This is a genomic window from Kitasatospora cathayae, assembly GCF_027627435.1.
Taxonomy (GTDB): domain Bacteria; phylum Actinomycetota; class Actinomycetes; order Streptomycetales; family Streptomycetaceae; genus Kitasatospora; species Kitasatospora cathayae.
The window spans coordinates 6,377,120-6,391,194 of the sequence record NZ_CP115450.1; the positions used below are offsets into that span (position 1 = coordinate 6,377,120).

Here is a 14,075-nt window from a genome sequence, read left to right on the forward strand (position 1 = left end):
TGCGTTGTTCAAGGTGCGGTGGCGACGAGGCGACGCAGGGCGGCGTGGGCGGGTGGTCCCCAAGTTGCCTTGCCGCCAGGGCGGTTGTGGCGGCCCGCCTCGCCGATGAGGATGCCGCCGAGGGCGCGGATGACGGCCCAGCCGCAGGCGCGGCGCAGGGTGGCGGGGTCGACGGCCGGCTCGTAGGCCTGGTGGAAGAGGTCGGCGCCGCCGTCCGGGAGCAGGTTCCAGGGGGCGGCGAGGTCGCAGGCCGGGTCACCCGCGCAGAGTTCGCCGAAGTCGATCACGCCGCAGAGGGTGCCGTCGGTGGTGAGGACGTTGGCGGGGTGGAGGTCGCCGTGGATCCAGAGGGCCGGGCCGGTCCACGGCGGTGCGGTGACAGCGTCGTCCCAGACGGCGCGGACGGCGTCCGGGTCGGGGATCAGCCCCATGTCGGTGGCCTCGGAAAGGCCCCGGATGAACTGGTCGGCGTGCGGGGCCAGCGGGCCGCCGCGTGCGTCGCGCCCGGCGGGGGCTTCGGCGGGGGCGGGTTGGTGGAGGGCGGTGAGGAAGGCGGCCAGGGCGCGGGCCGCAGTCGCGGCGCGGGTGACCGGGGCGCGGTCGGCGGGAGTGCCCGGGACCCAGGTGGTGACCAGCCAGGGGTGGGGGAATCGTTCGGAGGGCTCGCCGAGGCGCTGCGGGACCGGGATCGGGAGGGAGAGGCCTGGCGGGAGAGCCGGCAACCAGGCGTGTTCCTTGCGCAGCAGGGCACTTGCCGAGTCGGTCGCCCAGGGCAGCCGGACGGCGAGGTCGTCGCCGAGCCGCCACATCTGGTTGTCCCAGCCGCGCGCCCCGAGACGGAGGGGGAGGTCGGCGAGGTCGGGGTGCTGCTCGAGGAGGAGGCGGCGGACCAGGTCGGCAGTGATCTCGGTCGGTGTGTGGGCCATGGGGAGAACGGTAGTTGGGGCGATCGGGCGAAGGCATCGGAACGGGCAGCTCACGGCGGCGTAGTACGCGGATCCTTCGGTTTCGTCGATGCGAGCGAACCCGGCCTTGGCCAGCACCCGGCCGGAGGCGGGGTTGGCCGTGCGGTGCTTGGCGACGACGGAATCCAGGTGCAGCCTGTCGAACGCGACGGCAAGTACGCCGACGACGGCTGCGGTGGCGTACCCACGGCCCCAGGTGTCTTCGCGCAGGATGTAGCTCAGTTTGGCGGGGCCCGCCGTGGCGTTGAGCTTGACGACGCCGACGAGGTCGCCCTCCACGTCGATGCCGAGGATGTAGTGGACGCGTGGATGCTCTTGGGCCCAGCAGACGGCTTGTTCGACGTACTGATGTGCCTCGGTGTGTTCCATCGCGGCGCGCCCGAGGTGGCGCACGGAGCTGCCGCTGTAGATTCGGCGAACGGCGTGGGCGTCGTTCGCCGTGAGCTCCCGGAGGTTCACAACCGGCCCAGTGCCGAGGCGAGTTCGGCGGCCGTGGGCCTACTGTGGGCGGGTGCGCGAAGGACCGGCTGAAGCACGGCTTGAAAGGTCGGCCAGGGCTCGTCGGAGCGGAGCGGAAGCATGCCGGTGGCGATGGCGGCACGGCGGGCGGAGGGGCCGGCATCCGGGCCGATTCCGCCGGCGTCGTAGTCGAGCGGCCACCGGCCTGTGGCACACGTCCAGAGTGTGCCCGCGAGGGCGTAGGCGTCGGATTCGACGGTCGTCCGCACCGGGCGCACACCGGACTCGACCAGGGCAGCCAGTTCCGGGGCTACCAGGTGGGTGATGCCGCCCTGGAAGACCGGAGACGGGGGGAAGTCCGGCGACCAGGCCCAGGACAGGTCGAGCAGCCGCGCGCCGTGGTCGGTGTGGATGCAGTGAGCGGGTTGGAGATCGCCGTGTACCCACCCGGACGCATGCAATCTGGCGACGGCCTGGCAGAGATCGACGGCTCCGCAGAGGGCTCTCTCGTACGCACCGCCGCCGTTCCGGATCGGTTCGAAGAGGTCCCAGGTCGAGGGGCCGGTGAGCCAGGGGGTGACGTACCAGTGCCGGCCGCTGGTGACGGTGTAGCCGGGAAGTTGGTCCAGAACGGCGCTTTCCCGCGCCGTGAGCTCCGCGCCCTCGCCGTATCCGGCCTTGATCGCGACCGTGGCCGCAGCCCCGGTCGCCTTCCAGACGGCAGAGCCGCGCCGGTCGGTGATCTCCGCGAGGGCGACCGGACCGCAGATGGCCTCGGCGGCCTTCACCGCTTCGTCGGGGCAGGGAGTGATGTCGCCCATGCTTGTACCGCCTTCCAGTCGCACGGGAGCAGGCCGTGTGATGCGGCCTGCTCCCGTTGCGCGTCCGACTTCTCGTGTTTCGGGGCCGGACCGACGGTGATCACTCTCGGAGAACGCCGATCGGGTTGCCGGGGTCGTCCAGCCAGACCGTGTTCGCCTCCGGGGTCACCGTGAGTCCGTAACGCTCCAGCCCGGGGCGTCCGTTGGACAACCACGTCGAGGCGGAAGCCTCGAGCTCCGTCCAGAGGGCGCGTGGGCCGCCTTGGAAGGCGCGTGTGGTGCCGTCGTTCCAGCTCTCCAGTACGGCCCATGAACCGTCGGGATGGAGGAACCACTGGCCTGCGACGCGGTCGGCTGCCAGGCGCAGCCGGGTCGTGCCCGGCATGGCGAGTTGGGCGCTCCACAGGAACGCCGGGTCGTCCAGGAGGTCGGGGTGGATGGCCGGGTCGAGGCCGGTGGCCTTGTCGCGGGCCTGGACGGCGGCGCGCATGAGGGGCCCGATCGCGGGCCGCAGAGTCTCGCGGGAGGGCATGAACGAGACGTCGGAGTTGAGGAAGCGGCCCTGCGCTTCGCCGTCGCTGACGTGCAGTTTCACGTAGCCGTAGGCGTCGAGGCTGCCGACCAGCGACACCAGGATGACCGCGCCGGGGAGCGCCTGGGCCAGCCATGCGGACGGGACACGGCTGGGCGAGTACGTGGCGATGATCCGGCCGTACGGGCCGCCGTCCGGGCTGCCCTCGGCGCCGTCGCCGACGACCAGGCGGGGCCGGTAGCCGACGGAAGCGAGCCGTTCGCCGTCTGCGGCGGAAAGTGCGGCGTCGTGCTCGACGCTGGTCACGTACCGGTCGCCGAGGCGGGCGCACAGCAGCGCGGTGGAGTAGCCGGTACCGGTTCCGACTTCGAGGACCTTCATCTGGTCCTGGACGTCGAGCTCTTCGAGCATTCGTACGACGACGCCGGGTAGCGTCGAGGAGCTGGTGGGGGTCCCGGTGCAGGGCTCGCCGGTCGGCTTGGTGGTGCCGTGGTCGAGCTGGGTGACCCACGTGGTGTTCTCGTAGGCGAGCCGCAGCCACCTCTGTGCGTCGGTGTCCCGGCTGACGGCGGTATATCGGGTGATGCCGTCCGCTCCGTCCGCGGTGGTGTAGAAGCTCGGCAGGAGGGCGTGGCGGGGCACGGCCAGCACCGCGTCGCGCCACTGCGGGGTGCGCAGTGAGCCGTCGCGCTGCAGCTTGTCCGCCAATGCGACGCGCAGTGCGCGCGCCGTCTCCTCGGTCCTGTTCAGGGTGTCACTCATCTGTGTTGCCCTTTTCCAGAAGATCCGCAATGGCGCGCGAGATGGGTACGCCGGTTCTGTGCTCGATCCATGACCACTGGCCGTTGGGGTTCACCTCGAGGAAACGCCAATCCCCGGCCGGCGTGACGACGAAGTCGAAGGCCCCGAAGACGAGTCCGAACTCGCGCATGAACGTGGACACGCGCTCGCGCACGGGGCCGGGGACGGTCGTCGGCCGGTACGTGAGGCTGTTGTAGTCGGTGCGCCAGTCGATCCGGGCAGCCTCCGATCCGGCGTGGATCTCGACGGGGAAGAAGCGGTCGCCGACCACGGTCAGGCGGACCTCGTGGGCCTTGTCGATCCACTCCTGGAAGAGGTGGGCGCATAGGCGTACGGAGTCGTCCAGGTCTGCGGGGTCGATGACGACCGTGTCCACGGGCGCGCCGAGGCTCTTGGTGATGACCGGAGCGTCGAGGTCGGAGGCGAACTTCCGGGCAGCCTCGGGGTCGTTGGTGATGATGCTGCGTGGTGGATTCAGTCCCAGACGTCGGGCGACGGCGAGTTGCCAGGGCTTGTGGTTGGCATCCAGGTCCCGCGCGGGATGGTTGATCCACAGGCAGGGAAGAGACACGGCGACGCCGACGAAGCCGGCCCGGGACTGGGCGGCGGCGAACCGCCGCCCGGCCTCGGACATGCCGTCAGGCAGCCGGAACTCTTCGGGCCTGCGGAAGTACACCGACCGGACACGGGACAGGTCCAGAGTGCGGTGCCCGTTGTCGAGCACACCGGCCCACCGGTCCTCCAGTGTCGCGATCAGGCTGAGTTCGGTAGGGAACTCGGCGGTGTCGCACCGGAACACGGGGACGCCCCGACTGTTCAGGTGTTCCACAACCAGATCCGCAGTCGAGTCGAGCCGGCTCGTGAGAACCAGTACCGACTCGCCGTCAGGCTCCATCACCTTGGCTCTCCTAGTAGAAGTCGGTGCCTTCGTCGTTCCTGCTGTCGGAGTTGGTGTTGCTGCTGGTCTCGCCGCGGGCGGTGTGCGCCCAGGGGTTGCCGTCGGAGGTGACGGCGATCTGCAACTCCTGGTCGTACGTGACGCCGGTGGCGTCGGCGGGCTCGCTGGTCTGCCGCGCGGCGTAGCGCATGGCGAACGGCTGCCGCTCGATGGACGTGGCGGTCATGGTGGTCTCCTCCCGTGCTCGAAATTCGATGGTGTTGCCCGCGCTGGAGTAGTCGCGGACGACGTTTTTTGCGGCCTCTCGCTCAGTGACGGTAGGGAGCAGAGACGAACGTGGTCGACCAACTTGCTCGAGCTTGCTCGAATTCACCCAAGCGCGTTGACGGCGCTGGTGATGAGTGATCTCGCTTCGGGCCCGTAGACCGCGATGCTCGCAAGTTCGGAGAACGCCTGGCTGTACTCGGCGATCTCGGCGGGCTGGGTGATGGTGAGGTGGGCGGAGACGAGTTCGACGTTCACCTGCGCGTCGTCGTACATCGTGAAGGACTCAACCGGCCATCCCGAGCCTCTGATTGAGACCAGCGGGATGACCCTGAGGCTGACGGACGGCAGTGTACTGACAGTTATCAGATGGCCGAGTTGCCCGACGAGGATGTCTGGGGTGCCGATGACCGTTCGAAGTACCCACTCCTCAACCAGGATGGCGAAGCGATGATTTCCGGTGTGCAGCACCTTCTGCCGCTCCATCCGAACTGCGACGGCGTCATCGACGTCGTCGGGAGTGCTGCGCAGCGACACGATCGTGTTGAGCACGGCGCGCGTATATGCCGGTGTTTGGAGTAGGCCGGGGATGACCCACGACTGGTACATGCGGAATCGGCGTGTTCGTTCGAAGAGGGGGCGCACGGATTCCTGTGCCAGTTTGAGGCCTGACCGTTCGAGGCGGCGCCATTCGATGTACATGCCCTCGATGTTGCGGGCAGTCGCGATGAGGTCCGCTGCCTGTTCGGGAACGCCGCAGATGGCAGTCCAGATCCTTATGTCGGCTTCCGATGGCATCACGCGACCGCTCTGGATCTTGGAGCACTTGGATTCGTGCCACCCAGCAGCTGCGGCCAGCGCCCGCGCGTTGAGTCCGGAATCTCGCCGGATATCGCGCAGACGCTGGCCTAGAGCCTGCTTGGCCTGCTGGACGCTGGATGACGCGGACACGGTTCAGGTCAGCCGGAAGTCCTCGTGGGGTACTGCGCGGGCCCAGACGGCCTCGAACGCCGAGGCGCAGAGACTCACGGTCTCAGGGTCAGCGCTGACTTCGTGTTCCACGAAGTCGCCCTCGCCGCTGAAGTGGTGGACCAGGAGGTGCTGCCCGTCGATGAGCCAGAAGTCGTTGCCGGGGAGCGCCAGATCCGACGCCTGCCGGCGGGGGAGCCATCTGACCTGCTCGCCGGACGCGATGTTTCGGAACGTGATCTCGTGCTCGAACCGGATGTACTCGCTTGCCGGTTCGGAGATGACGCGAGCTCGTCGTACCTCGACTCCGCGAGTGGTGGTTTCCTCGACCAGCTGCAACCAAGGGCTCCACCATGACGAACGGTCCTCCGGATCGTCGCGTCGCCCGCTGAGCCAGCGGAGGAACAACGGGTCGTCGCGCATGTATCCGTCGCGCATCTCCAGATGGAGTGCCGAGCGGGTGGAGCTCCGCAGCAGGTCCTCAAGCGTGGGCTCCGCCACCACCGTTCACCTCCGGGAAGAACTGCATCATGCGCCTGGGGAATTCGATCACGGTCTCGTGCTCGGGGATGTCCATGTGTGCGAGACGTGCCGGGTCGAGCACCTTCCAGCCCTGGAGGATGTAGTTGCCCGTCACGTCGTCGAAGTAGACGGTCGGGGACTTGCCTTCGGGACTGTCGGGGTCTTGACCGAGCTTGTGCAGTGCCATGGTGGGCCTCCTAGCGGCCGGAGTCGAACGCCTTGAGTGATCGTTCCGCATGGACGGCGACTCGAACTATGAACTTGCCCAAACTTGCTCGCACAGGGCTACGCCTCGGCTATGCCTTCCACTGGCCAGGCTCGGAGCACGCGGGCGGCCCCGCGTGGTGCGCGGGGCCGCCCGGTGGGGAGTGCGTCAGCGGTGGGTGGGGAAGTCGCCTGAGCGGATGCCGGCGACGAACGACTGCCAGGCCTCGGGGGTGAAGCGGAGGGCCGGGCCGTGGGGGTCTTTGCTGTCGCGGACGGGAACGGAGCCCGGAAGGCCGCTGGCGACTTCGATGCAGTTTCCGCCTTCGCTGCCACTGTAGCTGCTCTTCAGCCAGGCCAGTTCAGTAGTCATGTCCGTATCCCTTGATTGCTAGCTCCTGCATCCATGTCCTGGAGTCGTCCGGGCTGATCGCGGCGGTCGTCAGCTGCTCGAAGACCCGCTCGTGATGGGCGATGTCGTCGTCCCTCTCCAAGTAGAGGCTGCTCGTCAATGCCTCGACGTAGACGATGTCGCCCGGCACATCAGCGAAGGAGAGGATGTTAAACGCCGTGCTCATGGAGGGATGAGGACCATAGTTGAACGGAAGGACCTGGATCGTGACGCAGGGCTTCTCCGAGAGTGCTATGAGGTGCTCCACCTGGCTGTGCATGACTGCGGGTCCACCGACTGGCCTGCGAAAAGCTGATTCGCTCAGGATGACCCTCACGTCAGGCGGATCCTGCCGGTGAAACACCTCCTGCCGCTGAATGCGCAGCCTGACGCGGCGCTCGATCTCCTCCGGGCGCAGATTCGCAGGTGAGACACCGAACATGGCTCGGGCATAGTCGGCCGTCTGAAACAGTCCGGGCACCAACTCGACTTCGTAGCCCCGAATCCGCGCGGCGTCGGCCTCAAGGCCCACGTAGGTCTGGAACCAGTCCGGCAGGGTGTCGCCGTAGTCGTGCCACCAGCCGCGTTGCGTGCTGCGACGCGTCAGGGAGATGAACTGGCGCAGTTCGGCTGCGTCGCTGACGCCGTACAGTTCGAGCATCGCGCGAACGTCGGATTCCTTCAGGGTTGTCTGACCTGACTCGATCCGCGACACCTTGGTCGCACTGAACCCGAGCTCGTCCGCAACGGCCTTGGCCTGAAGCCCGGCCCGATCGCGCAATCGTCGCAGCTCGGAGCCGAGCCTACGGCGCAGCACGGTTGGACTGTCCACGCTCGTCGCTCCCTCTTGGTTGACGTCGGGTCACAGTCTGCCACCTCCCTCGGTGATCACAAGACTCTTGCGATGCCGCGCAATTGCGTGGATGTGCGCTTGCGCAATGAGGCCATCGCGGAGCACTCTACAGGGAGTAGTCCTTCGGGTCGCCTGAGTGATCACGATGGGTCTACCGCCGGGCATTCCTTTGCCTCTGCTCGGCCGTCGCATGGCTTCAACCCCTCTCCCTGGAAGGTGACTTCGCCATGTCTCGAACCTCTTCCTCCACCATCTGGCTCCCGCGCAGCCGCCGCTCGCCGGCCATCGCGCGCCAGCGCCTCTCCGTCCTTCTCTCCTCCGTTCCGGGCGGCGAGCGTTTCCTCGACTCCGGGCTCGTGGTCACCACCGAGTTCGTCACCAACGCCGTCCTGCACGGCACCCCAATGGGCCACCTCATCTACTTCGCCCTCGACGTCGACCCCGCCCGCCTCCGCATCGAAGTCCGCGACGCCCGGGGCGACCGCCTCCCCGCCCTCTCCTCGCCCAGCCCCGACGGCGAGACCGGGCGGGGCCTCCACCTCGTCGACTCGCTCACCAGGCGCTGGGGCTGCTGCCCGCGCGCCGGCCGGTGGGCAAGATCGTCTGAGGCGAGGTGGCCGCGTGAGGGCCGATCACGAAATCCGCGTCGAAATCCCCGGGTTGAGGCCCACGTCGGTCCGCACCCTCACGCCCGACGCCCTCGAGTCCATCTGGAACTCGATCTGCTTCCGCCCGATGTCCAGGTGGCAGCACCACTTCCTGGAGCACGCCCTCACCGGCCCCTGCGCCGAGCGCGACGTCATCCGTCACCTCGCCGCGAACCCGTTCCTCGTCCTCCCCTTCGGGGACTGCGAGTTGCGCATCAGCTGGGCGAACACCCCTGAGGGGGACCCCGCGTGATCGACCATGTCCGGGACTGGTGGTTCCAGCACTGCTCCCGCGCGCCCGTCGCCCGTCTCCTCCGTGCCGAACGGCGGCGCCTCGAAGCCGAGTTGGCCCGTCGGCTGCCCGACGCCTCCGCCGCCGTCCGCCGGCGCGTGCTCGCCGCGATCCGCGACGCCGAATCCACCTGATCGCGCCCGCCGCCGCATGCTAGGTTTGAACGCGTTCAAAGGAGGGATGGGGATGGCCGTGGTTCCCGCGAGTGCGCGGTGGTTGGCCGGGGTGGCGTGCGCGGTGTTCGTGGTGCCGCTGGTGCTCGTCGCGGCGACCTACGGGGTCAGTCTGCTGCTCTTCCTCTGCGTGGTCGGCCTGCTGACCGCCGCCGTCTGCGCCGTGCCGGTCTTCTACCGTCGCCAGGACCGCTTCCGGGTCGCCTGCGCGGCGGCGGGCTTCACGGTCGCCGGGGTGTGGCTGCCGTTGTTGGTCCTCGCCCTCCTGACGGTCCTGTCCCTGGGTGGCTGGGCCTCGTACCTCACCTACCTCCTCACGCCGGTCGCCGCGATCACCGCGCTGATCGCGGCCTTCCAGCGGGCCCGTGGAACGGACCGTGGCCGGGTGGCGGTCGTCCTCGCATGGTCGGCCGCAGCGGCCTCGATGGCCGGATGGATCCTGCTGGCCGGGAGGAGCTGACCCCACTCGCCGGATCTCCCCGCTTCTGCCCGTCGCTCAGCGGGCGGCCTCCTGGGCCGGCCGGCGGAGGAGGGCGAGGCGGCTGGCGGTGCGGTCGAGGTCGCGCATCAGGGTCGAGCCGGTGGGGAGGCCGGCGAGGGGGTCGGCGCCGATGAGGACCAGGCGGATGTCGCGGTCGCAGCAGACGTCGACCAGGTTGGCGAAGCGCCGGCGGCCGTCGGTGGAGGCGTCGGTGAGCGGCGGGACGTCGTCCAGGACGATGGTGGGGAAGCGGTCGGCGACCGCCAGGTAGTCGGCGCCGGAGGTGCGGCCCTCGCACAACTCCTGGAAGCCGAATCACACGTGGTCGTCGCGGACCGCCCGGGCCGGCAGCTCGCGGTGGCGGGCGACGACCGCACCAGGTTCCGATGGCCGGGGCGGGGTGAGGCCGGCCGAGGTTTCGTCGCCGGGGTGGAGGCGGGCGCCGAGGGCGAACCCGTGGGCGCCGCCCGGCCGGGGCTGCTGCCCGAAGTCGACCTCTCCTCAGGTGCCCGCCGATGGGGACGCCGAGCGGGTCCGGCGGGGGGAGCACCCGCCGGACCCGCTCGGCTCACCAACCCGCTCAGCCTGCGAAGCGCTCGCGCAGGCCGGCCAGGCCGGAGGTGAAGACGCCGTGCACGCGCTCGGTGGAGTCCTTGCGGTGCTCGGCCTCGATGTCGTACCGGACGCTCCACTCCACGAAGCTGGCGCCCAGTTCGGTCACCGGTGTGACCCGCAGGGTGGCCCGGTAGCCGTCGAAGTGGAAGGTGCCGTCCGGGAAGCTGTACGTGTAGCTGCGGGCCTCGTCGTCGTAGGCGAGCAGCGTCTCGTGCAGCACGACGCCGTCGGGCAGTTCGAAGACCCGGACCGAGCCGATCGCGTTGCCCGCCGGCCCGTTGCCGAGCCGGCTCGTCGGCAGGTGGGGGTGCCAGTCGCCAAGGGCGTGGAAGTTGCCGACCAGCTCCCACACCCGCTCGGCCGGGGCCTCCACCACTGTGCTGACCGTCAAGACCGCCATGGTTGTTGCCGCCTTTCGTCCGCTGGGTCGAAGCCCCATTCTCACTTCGCGTCAGATCGACACACCAGGGGGCGAGCCGGTCAGGCGATTTACCCGTCCAGGACCACCCCGGCCGCGAGGATCCGCCCCTCGTCGTCGGTGAAGCGGACGGATCCCGCGCTGCGCTCCCCGGTGAGGAAGCCGATGGCGTTGGCGCCCGTCGCCGGGTCCGTCACGTGCTCGAACCAGCCCTCGCGGTAGGCCGGTTCGTCGTCGACGACGGGCGTCCTGGCGATGAGCTCCTCGAACTGAGGCCGGTACCAGCCGAGGTTGTCCTCCCGCGACGCGCCCCTGCGCCGCAGTTCCGGCAGGGCGGTGAGGAGCATCGGCTCCGCCGCCTGCTCGCTGGGGTCGCCCCAGGTCAGATACATCATTCCGATGCCCGGCAGCAGGCCGGCCGAGGCGCCGCCCGGGTGGAAGCGCTCCGGGAGGTCGCGGAACAGCACCGTGGCCGCGCTCGCCGGCAGGCCCTGCTCGGACGGGGTCAAGGTGACCACCACCGGGAACCGGCTGGCGACCGGCTCCTCGATGACCTGCCCCTCGCCCTCGCCGTACGGGACGTCGACCCAGAGCGTGTCGCCGGACTCCTCCGGTACGACCAGGTCCCCGGCGTAGCGGTGGATCTCGCCGGGCTCCGGAGGGAACAGGCGTCGGACGGCGGCGATGGGGTCGGGCATCTGCACCATGCCAGGTACGGTAGCGCGGCCCGGTGACAGCCCCGGTCAGCGATGGACCAGGCGACGCAGGAGGCGGACGTAGGGGCTTCGCCGGGCGGGGGCGGTGACCGTGGCGCCGCAGGCGCGGACGGCCCGGTCGAGGGCTTCCTCGAGCAGGGCGTCGTGCAACCAGCGGAAGGCCAGCGGCCAGCTGAGCCGGCCCGGGCCGCGCAGCCGCATGGCGATGGTGTGGCGCAGCACCGAACCACCCGCCGAGGGCTGGACGGTGAACTCGTGGAAGCCGTCGAACCCGCGCGGCGCGCTGAAGCGGAAGCGCACCCACCGGCCCGGCTGGTAGCCGACGACGCGGTAGCGGACCGGTCCGTGGCCGCCGGTGGCGCCGACCGCGAGTGGGCCGTCCAGGCGCAGCGGGGGCCAGGCGATCCCTGGCCAGAGTCGGTCGTCGGGGCCGGAGAGGCCGTCGAGGAGGGCGGCGACCGTCGACTCCGGTGCCGGGATGGTGCGTTCGTGGATGTTGAGCACGGGCATGACGGGTCCCCCTGGTTTTGGATGGGTCTCTCCAATTGAATTGGAGAGTACCCTCCACTACATGTCCAGACCACCCCGCCATGACGAAGCCACCCTCCTCGACGCCGCCGTCCGGCTCGCCGCCGCCGGGGGACCGGCCGCCGTCACCATGTCCGCCGTGGCCCGCGAGAGCGGCGCGCCGAACGGGTCCGTCTACCACCGGTTCCCCCAACGATCGGCGCTGCTGGCCGAGTTGTGGCTGCGCACGCTGGGGGAGTTCCACGACGCCTGCCTGCCGGTCTTCGCCGAGCACGCCGAACCGCACCTGGCAGCCGGGGCGGCGGCCCGGCAGGTCGTCGCGTGGAGCCGGGCCCACCGCGAGCGGGCCGTCGTCCTGCTGCACGGCGTGGAGGCCTTCGGCCGGGCCGAGTGGCCCGCGGCGCAGCTGCGGCGCGAACGGCAGGCCGCGCGCCGGGTGCGACAGGCGGTGACCGGGCTCGCCGAACGGCTCGGCGCCGAGACGCCGCTGGACCTGGACCGGGTCAGCCTCGCCGTCGTCGGCCTCCCGCTCGCCGTGGTCCGACGCCACCTGCACGCGGGCACCCCGCTGCCCGGACACGCGGAGGAGCTGGCCGAGCGCGGCGCGATCGACCTGCTGCGCGGAGGCGGGTCGTAGGATCCCCGATCACCGGCCCGGGAAGCCGAATCCCGGGTGGTTGGCGCAGTGAACTTCCCCGAATTCCGCCCGGAATTGGCGCAGTAAATGGCTGCCGGGCGTGGCCCCGGGCAAATTCCGGAAGTTTTCGGCGAATTGAGGAACCGTCGCCGTGTCGACCGGCGTTCGGACAGGCATGAACCAAGAGAAGATCTCCCTGCGCCCGATCGCCGAAGCCGACCTCCCGCAGTTCCTCACGCTCCTCAACGACCCCGACGCCATGGGCGAACACCTGTGGTTCGGCTGGCGCCAGCCCGACCGGATCCGCCGCGTCTGGGCCGAGAACGGGCTGCTCACCGACGAGCAGTGGACCCTCGCGATCACCGCCGACGGCGAGTTCTGCGGCTACGCCGCCGCCATGCGGGAGAACGCGACCCCGGCGTCCTGGCACTGGAGCCTGGGCGCCCAACTCCTGCCCGGGGCAAGGGGCCGGGGCATCGGAACCAAGGCGCACCGGCTTTTCGTCGACTACCTGTTCGCGCATTCGCCGGTGATGCGGCTGGAGGCGGAGACCGAGACCGGAAACCTCGCCGAACAACGCGTGCTGGAGAAGACCGGATTCACCCGCGAAGGCGTGCAGCGGGCGCAGACCTTCCGGGACGGCGAATGGCGCGACGTGCTGCTCTACGGCCTGCTGCGCACCGATCCGCGGCCCACCCCGGTGTCGGAACCCTCGTGACGGGCCGCGCGTTGGCGCCTTCATGAACCAAGCGAAGATCTCCCTGCGTCCGATAGCCGAGGCCGACCTCCCCGCCTTCAGCCGGCTGGTCAACGATCCCGAAGAGACCGGCGAGTTCCAGTGGTTCGGCTGGCGGGACCCGGAGCGGTTCCGGCGCCGGTGGGCGGAGCACGGGCTGCTCGGGGACGATCAGTGGATCTTCGCGGTCGTCGCCGACGGCGAGTTCTGCGGCTTCGTCGCCGCCCGGCGGAAGGGGGCGCTGCCGACGGCGCAGTACTGGAACATCGGCATCCAGCTGATGCCGCGGGTGCGCGGACGGGGGATCGGCACCGAGGCCCAACGCCTGCTGGTGGACTACCTGTTCGCGCACACGCCGGTGGTGCGGGTGGAGGCGGACACCGAGGTCGACAACATCGCGGAGCAGCGGGCCCTGGAGAAGGCCGGCTTCACCCGTGAGGGTGTTCGGCGTGCGGTGACCTTCCGTGCCGGGCAGTGGCGCGACGGGGTGCTCTACAGCGTGCTGCGCACCGACCCCAGGTCCTGACGGAGACGGTCGCCGGTCACGGCGGGCCCGGAGTCGATCGATCCCGTCAGCGCTCAGCGGCTGTCGGCGGGACCGGCTCCGGGCCGGTGGCCGGGTCGCGGGTGAGCAGGTAGCGGGCGCCGGGCCCGGCCTGGGCGGCCCGGTCGTCGGCGTTGTAGAGGGCGCAGCGGGTGAGCGAGAGGCAGCCGCAGCCGATGCAGCCGGTGAGCTTGGCCTTGAGCCGTTCCAGTTCGGCGATCTGCTCGTCGATCCGGCTCTGCCAGGAGGTGGCGACGGCGTCCCACTCGGTGCCGCTGGGGGCGGGGCGCTCGGGCAGCCGGTCGAGGGCGACGCGGGCCTCGTCGAGGGAGAGGCCGACCCGCTGGGCGGCCCGGACGAAGGCGATCCGGCGCAGCGTGCCGCGCAGGTAGCGGCGCTGCCCGCCGGTGGTGCGGGTGGCGTGGATCAGGCCGAGGCTCTCGTAGTAGCGCAGCGCGGAGGCGGCCAGTCCACTGCGGGCGGCAAGCTGGCCGATCGTGAGCAGGTCGCCGGTGCGCGGGGTGGTGGTGCGCGGGCCGGTGGTGCGGCCGCCGTCGGGTGTCGCGGTCATGGGCACTCACTGTAGCCGCTTGACCTCAAGCTCGCTTT

20 protein-coding genes and 2 pseudogenes are annotated in these 14,075 nt (G+C 70.1%); 7 read left to right on the forward strand and 15 right to left on the reverse strand.

The window, feature by feature from the left end; genetic code table 11:
• Positions 1 to 8: 8 nt before the first annotated feature.
• From O1G21_RS41850 to O1G21_RS28605, 10 genes are all read right to left on the reverse strand, one after another.
• On the reverse strand, positions 9 to 1,424 hold the full coding sequence (locus O1G21_RS41850) for a GNAT family N-acetyltransferase (protein WP_405000728.1): 1,416 nt from the start codon (positions 1,422 to 1,424) through the stop codon (positions 9 to 11).
• A complete protein-coding gene (locus O1G21_RS28565; RefSeq protein ID WP_270147690.1) occupies positions 1,421 to 2,245 on the reverse strand; it encodes a protein kinase family protein in 825 nt (274 codons plus the stop codon). Before O1G21_RS28565 ends, O1G21_RS41850 begins: the two co-directional genes overlap by 4 nt.
• Positions 2,246 to 2,345: 100 nt before the next feature.
• Positions 2,346 to 3,539, reverse strand: coding sequence for an rRNA adenine N-6-methyltransferase family protein (locus tag O1G21_RS28570; RefSeq protein ID WP_270147692.1), 1,194 nt, complete (start codon positions 3,537 to 3,539; stop codon positions 2,346 to 2,348).
• Positions 3,532 to 4,473: an ATP-grasp ribosomal peptide maturase gene (tgmB, locus tag O1G21_RS28575; protein WP_270151318.1), complete on the reverse strand. Its 942-nt coding sequence runs from the start codon at positions 4,471 to 4,473 to the stop codon at positions 3,532 to 3,534. The genes O1G21_RS28570 and tgmB overlap by 8 nt, the downstream gene beginning before the upstream one ends.
• 13 nt (positions 4,474 to 4,486) lie before the next feature.
• The gene (gene tgmA, locus O1G21_RS28580; RefSeq protein ID WP_270147693.1) at positions 4,487 to 4,702 is read right to left on the reverse strand and encodes a putative ATP-grasp-modified RiPP; all 216 of its coding nucleotides are present in this window, start codon (positions 4,700 to 4,702) and stop codon (positions 4,487 to 4,489) included.
• Between the two features lie 143 nt (positions 4,703 to 4,845).
• A complete protein-coding gene (locus O1G21_RS28585; protein WP_270147694.1) occupies positions 4,846 to 5,691 on the reverse strand; it encodes a DUF5753 domain-containing protein in 846 nt (281 codons plus the stop codon).
• 3 nt (positions 5,692 to 5,694) lie between these two features.
• Positions 5,695 to 6,210 carry a DUF6879 family protein gene (locus tag O1G21_RS28590; RefSeq protein ID WP_333493503.1) on the reverse strand — a complete coding sequence of 172 codons (516 nt, stop codon included), beginning with the start codon at positions 6,208 to 6,210 and terminating at the stop codon, positions 5,695 to 5,697.
• A complete protein-coding gene (locus O1G21_RS28595) occupies positions 6,191 to 6,418 on the reverse strand; it encodes a hypothetical protein (RefSeq protein WP_270147695.1) in 228 nt (75 codons plus the stop codon). The genes O1G21_RS28590 and O1G21_RS28595 overlap by 20 nt, the downstream gene beginning before the upstream one ends.
• A gap of 186 nt (positions 6,419 to 6,604) precedes the next feature.
• Entirely contained in the window at positions 6,605 to 6,808 is a 204-nt protein-coding gene (locus O1G21_RS28600) for a DUF397 domain-containing protein (protein WP_270147696.1), read from the reverse strand.
• Positions 6,798 to 7,658, reverse strand: coding sequence for a helix-turn-helix domain-containing protein (locus tag O1G21_RS28605; RefSeq protein WP_270147697.1), 861 nt, complete (start codon positions 7,656 to 7,658; stop codon positions 6,798 to 6,800). Before O1G21_RS28605 ends, O1G21_RS28600 begins: the two co-directional genes overlap by 11 nt.
• 248 nt (positions 7,659 to 7,906) lie before the next feature.
• Between O1G21_RS28605 and O1G21_RS41455 the strand changes: the two are divergent.
• The 4 genes and pseudogenes from O1G21_RS41455 to O1G21_RS28625 form a co-directional block, all read left to right on the forward strand.
• Positions 7,907 to 8,227 (forward strand): annotated as a pseudogene (locus O1G21_RS41455) (ATP-binding protein); the annotation flags it as partial.
• A gap of 112 nt (positions 8,228 to 8,339) precedes the next feature.
• On the forward strand, positions 8,340 to 8,579 hold the full coding sequence (locus O1G21_RS28615) for a hypothetical protein (protein WP_270151509.1): 240 nt from the start codon (positions 8,340 to 8,342) through the stop codon (positions 8,577 to 8,579).
• Positions 8,576 to 8,752, forward strand: coding sequence for a hypothetical protein (locus tag O1G21_RS28620; protein WP_270147699.1), 177 nt, complete (start codon positions 8,576 to 8,578; stop codon positions 8,750 to 8,752). Before O1G21_RS28615 ends, O1G21_RS28620 begins: the two co-directional genes overlap by 4 nt.
• A 52-nt stretch (positions 8,753 to 8,804) precedes the next feature.
• Positions 8,805 to 9,251 carry a hypothetical protein gene (locus tag O1G21_RS28625; RefSeq protein WP_270147701.1) on the forward strand — a complete coding sequence of 149 codons (447 nt, stop codon included), beginning with the start codon at positions 8,805 to 8,807 and terminating at the stop codon, positions 9,249 to 9,251.
• A 36-nt stretch (positions 9,252 to 9,287) separates the two neighbouring features.
• Here O1G21_RS28625 and zapE read toward each other — a convergent pair.
• From zapE to O1G21_RS28645, 4 genes and pseudogenes are all read right to left on the reverse strand, one after another.
• Positions 9,288 to 9,575: pseudogene (zapE, locus tag O1G21_RS28630) on the reverse strand (AFG1/ZapE family ATPase); the annotation flags it as partial.
• A gap of 277 nt (positions 9,576 to 9,852) precedes the next feature.
• Positions 9,853 to 10,278, reverse strand: a complete 426-nt coding sequence (locus O1G21_RS28635) for an SRPBCC family protein (RefSeq protein ID WP_270147705.1) — start codon at positions 10,276 to 10,278, stop codon at positions 9,853 to 9,855.
• 98 nt (positions 10,279 to 10,376) lie between these two features.
• Entirely contained in the window at positions 10,377 to 11,012 is a 636-nt protein-coding gene (locus O1G21_RS28640) for a hypothetical protein (protein ID WP_270147707.1), read from the reverse strand.
• Between the two features lie 36 nt (positions 11,013 to 11,048).
• On the reverse strand, positions 11,049 to 11,531 hold the full coding sequence (locus O1G21_RS28645; protein WP_270147710.1) for an SRPBCC family protein: 483 nt from the start codon (positions 11,529 to 11,531) through the stop codon (positions 11,049 to 11,051).
• Between the two features lie 61 nt (positions 11,532 to 11,592).
• Here O1G21_RS28645 and O1G21_RS28650 point away from each other — a divergent pair, with 61 nt between their 5' ends.
• The 3 genes from O1G21_RS28650 to O1G21_RS28660 all read left to right on the forward strand — a co-directional run bounded on the left by O1G21_RS28650 (position 11,593) and on the right by O1G21_RS28660 (position 13,448).
• On the forward strand, positions 11,593 to 12,186 hold the full coding sequence (locus tag O1G21_RS28650; protein ID WP_270147713.1) for a TetR/AcrR family transcriptional regulator: 594 nt from the start codon (positions 11,593 to 11,595) through the stop codon (positions 12,184 to 12,186).
• A 175-nt stretch (positions 12,187 to 12,361) separates the two neighbouring features.
• Complete coding sequence (locus O1G21_RS28655) at positions 12,362 to 12,904, forward strand: GNAT family N-acetyltransferase (RefSeq protein ID WP_270147715.1); 543 nt, start codon at positions 12,362 to 12,364, stop codon at positions 12,902 to 12,904.
• A 22-nt stretch (positions 12,905 to 12,926) separates the two neighbouring features.
• Complete coding sequence (locus O1G21_RS28660; protein WP_270147717.1) at positions 12,927 to 13,448, forward strand: GNAT family N-acetyltransferase; 522 nt, start codon at positions 12,927 to 12,929, stop codon at positions 13,446 to 13,448.
• Between the two features lie 46 nt (positions 13,449 to 13,494).
• On the opposite strand, the gene soxR is transcribed toward O1G21_RS28660, so the two are convergent.
• Positions 13,495 to 14,037 (reverse strand): redox-sensitive transcriptional activator SoxR, encoded by a 543-nt coding sequence (gene soxR, locus O1G21_RS28665; RefSeq protein WP_270147718.1) that lies wholly within the window; start codon positions 14,035 to 14,037, stop codon positions 13,495 to 13,497.
• Positions 14,038 to 14,075 lie beyond the last annotated feature (38 nt).

What these genes read in the sequence shown, in the direction of transcription:
- O1G21_RS28645 (WP_270147710.1), bottom strand. Translation starts at nt 11,531, where the DNA reads ATGCCCGTGCTCAACATCCACGAACGCACCATCCCGGCACCGGAGTCG.
- O1G21_RS28600 (WP_270147696.1), bottom strand. Translation starts at nt 6,808, where the DNA reads ATGACTACTGAACTGGCCTGGCTGAAGAGCAGCTACAGTGGCAGCGAA.
- soxR (WP_270147718.1), bottom strand. Translation starts at nt 14,037, where the DNA reads ATGACCGCGACACCCGACGGCGGCCGCACCACCGGCCCGCGCACCACC.
- O1G21_RS28640 (WP_270147707.1), bottom strand. Translation starts at nt 11,012, where the DNA reads ATGGTGCAGATGCCCGACCCCATCGCCGCCGTCCGACGCCTGTTCCCT.
- tgmB (WP_270151318.1), bottom strand. Translation starts at nt 4,473, where the DNA reads ATGGAGCCTGACGGCGAGTCGGTACTGGTTCTCACGAGCCGGCTCGAC.
- O1G21_RS28595 (WP_270147695.1), bottom strand. Translation starts at nt 6,418, where the DNA reads ATGGCACTGCACAAGCTCGGTCAAGACCCCGACAGTCCCGAAGGCAAG.
- O1G21_RS28660 (WP_270147717.1), top strand. Translation starts at nt 12,927, where the DNA reads ATGAACCAAGCGAAGATCTCCCTGCGTCCGATAGCCGAGGCCGACCTC.
- O1G21_RS28565 (WP_270147690.1), bottom strand. Translation starts at nt 2,245, where the DNA reads ATGGGCGACATCACTCCCTGCCCCGACGAAGCGGTGAAGGCCGCCGAG.
- O1G21_RS28570 (WP_270147692.1), bottom strand. Translation starts at nt 3,539, where the DNA reads ATGAGTGACACCCTGAACAGGACCGAGGAGACGGCGCGCGCACTGCGC.
- O1G21_RS28650 (WP_270147713.1), top strand. Translation starts at nt 11,593, where the DNA reads ATGTCCAGACCACCCCGCCATGACGAAGCCACCCTCCTCGACGCCGCC.
- O1G21_RS28655 (WP_270147715.1), top strand. Translation starts at nt 12,362, where the DNA reads ATGAACCAAGAGAAGATCTCCCTGCGCCCGATCGCCGAAGCCGACCTC.
- tgmA (WP_270147693.1), bottom strand. Translation starts at nt 4,702, where the DNA reads ATGACCGCCACGTCCATCGAGCGGCAGCCGTTCGCCATGCGCTACGCC.
- O1G21_RS28625 (WP_270147701.1), top strand. Translation starts at nt 8,805, where the DNA reads ATGGCCGTGGTTCCCGCGAGTGCGCGGTGGTTGGCCGGGGTGGCGTGC.